Source organism: Protofrankia sp. Cr1 (genome assembly GCF_963555865.1).
Classification (GTDB): Bacteria; Actinomycetota; Actinomycetes; order Frankiales; family Frankiaceae; genus Protofrankia.
Genome location: NZ_CAUVXO010000527.1, coordinates 1 through 3,532, shown reverse-complemented (window position 1 = coordinate 3,532; position 3,532 = coordinate 1). Strand labels below are relative to the sequence as shown.

General features: G+C 67.4%; 3 protein-coding genes and 1 pseudogene. 2 read left to right on the top strand and 2 right to left on the bottom strand.

What is annotated here, in order from left to right:
* Together U9980_RS25185 and U9980_RS25180 are read left to right on the top strand one after the other, a co-directional pair.
* Nucleotides 1-619, top strand: a 619-nt coding sequence (locus tag U9980_RS25185; RefSeq protein WP_322770202.1) for a C40 family peptidase, incomplete at its 5' end; no start/stop codon positions are given.
* A gap of 180 nt (nt 620-799) precedes the next feature.
* Nucleotides 800-1,945, top strand: a complete 1,146-nt coding sequence (locus U9980_RS25180; protein ID WP_322770201.1) for an effector-associated domain EAD1-containing protein — start codon at nt 800-802, stop codon at nt 1,943-1,945.
* 223 nt (nt 1,946-2,168) lie between these two features.
* On the opposite strand, the pseudogene U9980_RS25175 reads toward U9980_RS25180, so the two are convergent.
* Nucleotides 2,169-2,387 (bottom strand): annotated as a pseudogene (locus U9980_RS25175) (hydrolase Nlp/P60); the annotation flags it as partial.
* 57 nt (nt 2,388-2,444) lie between these two features.
* Complete coding sequence (locus U9980_RS25170) at nt 2,445-3,458, bottom strand: replication-relaxation family protein (RefSeq protein WP_322770200.1); 1,014 nt, start codon at nt 3,456-3,458, stop codon at nt 2,445-2,447.
* Nucleotides 3,459-3,532: the final 74 nt, after the last annotated feature.

The following is a 3,532-nucleotide window of genomic DNA, read 5'->3' as shown; positions in this document are numbered from 1 at the left end:
GCACGACGCCATCTACGCCGCCGCGTTCGAGCTCTGCGATAACGGCGCCCGCGACGGCCGCGACCTCCCGGGAGCGATCTTCGCCTACAACCATGCCGACTGGTACGTCACCGACGTCCTCGAACAAGCAGCCCAGTACTCTGAACCGAACCCGAACTCCCCGGTGACGTGCCCTACATCTCGGCCAGAAGTTCAGTACGAAACCGATGGTTTCAGTCATGCGGCGTTGGCGGCGGTCGCGTTCGCCTGTGGGCAGATCGGTAAGCCGTACGTCTGGGGCGGAAACGGTGCCCCAGGGTTCGACTGCTCGGGCCTGACCCAGGCGGCGTACGCCGCCGCAGGCATCCAGGTCCCACGCACCGCCCAGGGCCAGCACGACGCCGGCCCGCCGGTGCCGGTGGGAGCGCCGCTCCAGGCCGGTGACTTGCTGTTCTTCGGGCCCGATATCCGCGACGTGTCCCATGTCGGGCTCTACCTCGGTCTTGACGGCACACGGGCGATCATGATCGACGCTCCTCACGAGGGAGCCGAAGTCCGTGTCGAACCCGTCTCGGCGACGGTCGGAGCCCGATGGGGCTCTCTGACTTACCTCGGAGCAAGCAGACCGGATACCAGATGAGCGCCCTCCACCGGGACGAAGAGGGGCGCGATGCCGCGTGTCCGGCCCAGACCCGGAGGACACGTCGCCTACCCAAAGCGGGCGAGTCTCCTTCCGCCAGGCACCGCGCTCAGTGCATCATGTCCGTCAGTATCATCTACCAGCCACGGCTGGGAATCGCATCACGGGGGTGTGCGAAAGATGGAGGGCCTGTCGCGCGACGAGATCAGCGAACTGGCAAACTGTTTCGATCCCGCGGCCGCGACCCGTCTTCTGGACGCGGCGCGCCTGAAGCGAGCACGCCATCCGTCCCAAGCTCGCGATGGTCTTTCCTTCTGGACCGAAGTCTCAACCATGATCACCGACGGCGTCGATCCCGATCTGCGCGTCAACGTGCTCAGAGAAGCCGCCCGCATGTTCCCAGCCAACAGAGTCTTCGCCGACGGCGCCGGCCTGCCCGTCGCCGCCAGTCGGGACGGCGACCCGCCGCCAGATATCGCATCAGGAGAGGAACGGCACGATCCCGAATCACAGAAGCCACACGGCACCGGGCGCGACCGACAAGCCCGGAACCTATGGCGGACGGTGTCTGGCTGGCTGATCAGCCCGGCTCTCTCGCGGCCACCCGTCCCCGTCTTCGCGCTTGTTTTAGCAGCAGTCCTCGCGGTTACTGCTACCGCAGTCGGACTGCACGAGGTTCTAGGAACGCACGCCACCAGCCCGCCCGCGTCGCCCTCCGGGCCGTATCAGCCAGCCGCCACAGCGTCAACCACCGGCCCGGCCCGGCCCCTTGCTGTCTCCTCGGATCTGGAACAGGCGCTCCTTCCGGCGGATGAGCTCGGCACAGGAACCAACCGGACACCCGTTCTAAACCTCACACCGATAGCTGAGATATGCGGCGCTTCCGTGACGGAAAACGTCACCGAGGCAGTCGGCGAAGATCTTGAAAAATCCCGAGGCGACAATATCGAGCCTCTATCATTGCGCGAGATCATCGTCTCCTGGCGGACCGTCGCCGACGCAGAACACTACATCGAAGACAACAGGAACGCCGTCGAGGATACGGCGGCCGGCAGTTGCGACCTGCCGGCCAACGACACATCGTACAGATTCTCCGGCAACTTCCCAGTCAACCCACCAGCACACCCCGCCAGTCCTGGGCAGTGGTTTCAGGCACAAGTCAGCCGTATTGACGGGTCATGGGCGAACGGATACTTCACCGTTATCCAGTATGAAAGATTCACGATTCAGATATTCGCGCTTTCCGGGTACGGCGACGTCAGTGCGACCAGAATGGGAGGATTTCTAGACAAAGCGGTTGGTCAATTCGCACAAGTGGTCCACTGATCTATCCTGTACCACCGCAGGTCAAAATCGAATAGCCACCGCGTAGCGCAGGCAGCCTGACCCAGCTCTGATACTGCCTCCACGACCGCTGGTACGGCATCTGCGGCCCGCCCGGACCCATCCGCTCCGCACTCCCTAAAGGGAAGCCCCCATCCATTCAACGTTCCCTCGCTCAGGGAAGGGACGCTGTGTCAGTCACTTCCACGATCGATCAACATTTTAGTCCGGAGAAGGATTCGACTTTGCCGATGGCGGCCAGCGTGGTCCAGTACAGGCCGGGGCAGGTGGGTGCGGCCTGCATGTAAAGGGTGAGGTAGTCGGGTGGGATGTCGGCCAGGGCGGTCTGGCTGGGGCTGCCGCCGCTGCCGCAGCCGAGGAACCAGCCGACGACCGGCACGCACAGGACCCGTTCGGCCAGCTGGGCGGCGGCAGCGCCCATCATGACGATGAGCAGGACGACGGCGGCGACGGCCCCGGCGATGTACTTGGTCGTGGCCGCTCACCCCCGGTACTTCTCAGGTGGCATCGGCGCGGGAGGCCGCAGCCCCGGCCCTGCCGGGCCGTCGCCAGGCCGGTCGGACACGGGCGAGGGCGCCGGCAGCCGGGGCCAGGCACGAGGCAACTGGTCGAGGGCGAGCCGGCCGGCACGGGTCTGGGTCAGGGGCAGCCAGCGGGCAAGGGCAGGGTCGAGCTGGCTCTCGGGTGGAGCGAGGGTGGCGGCGGTGGTCGCGACGGGGACCGTGTCGGGCTGGTCGAGCCCGGCCACGGCAGCGGCCAGGGCGCGGCGGGCGCTGGTCTCCCGACCGGCGGTGGGGAACCAGAACAAGACCGGTGTGGCGATGCCGGTGGCGGCGGCGAGCCGCCCGTAGTTGTCGATCTTCAGGGCGAGGCGGGGGTAGGGCTCGGTGGCCCAGTCGAGTTCGAAGAACCATTCGACGTCGCCGCGGCTGCTGGTCCAGCGTCCGTAGCCGTCGGGGCGGACGATGTCCCCGAACGCGCGCCGGGCGCGGGCTTCTGACCACCAGGCGGCCAGCGTGCCCTGGGGATTCGGCCGGCGGGCGTGGGCGATGAGGTGGGTGAAGAAGCCGTTGACGGCGACGCGGTGCGCGAGCTGGTGCCAGTAGGCGACACCGAGCGCGCGGTCGTGGCGGTAGCCGGTCTCCTTGAAGTCGATGCCGTCTTCGGCGGCGAGCACCGCGGCACCGGCGATATCGCACACGTAGTGCGCCGGCGGCATCCCCTCGCCGAGGGGGGACAGGGGTTGGAAGCGGTCGACGACGCGCCAGCGGTAGAGCTGAAGGAGCCGTTCGTTGGCGGATCGGCGGGTGGGCCAGCCGACCTGGACGATCTGGTGGGTGGTCAGGACCCGGTGCTCGTGCAGCAGCCGGGCGATCCACCGGTCTCGCGGAGTGAGGTGGTGGGTGAGGTTCGCGAGGTGTTCGGCGTCGGCGACGACGCGGGCGGAGGGACGTAGCGGGACGCGCAGGGCGCGTTGCGGCAGCGGCTTGCCCATCAGCAGTCCTTCGCGTCGGCAGGGGGCAGGGGCAGGGGCAGGGGCAGGTCAGGCGACGCGGCGCGGATCGGACG

Excerpts from the sequence above, each read along its gene's own strand:
- U9980_RS25180 (WP_322770201.1), top strand. The coding sequence starts at position 800 with ATGGAGGGCCTGTCGCGCGACGAGATCAGCGAACTGGCAAACTGTTTC.
- U9980_RS25170 (WP_322770200.1), bottom strand. The coding sequence starts at position 3,458 with ATGGGCAAGCCGCTGCCGCAACGCGCCCTGCGCGTCCCGCTACGTCCC.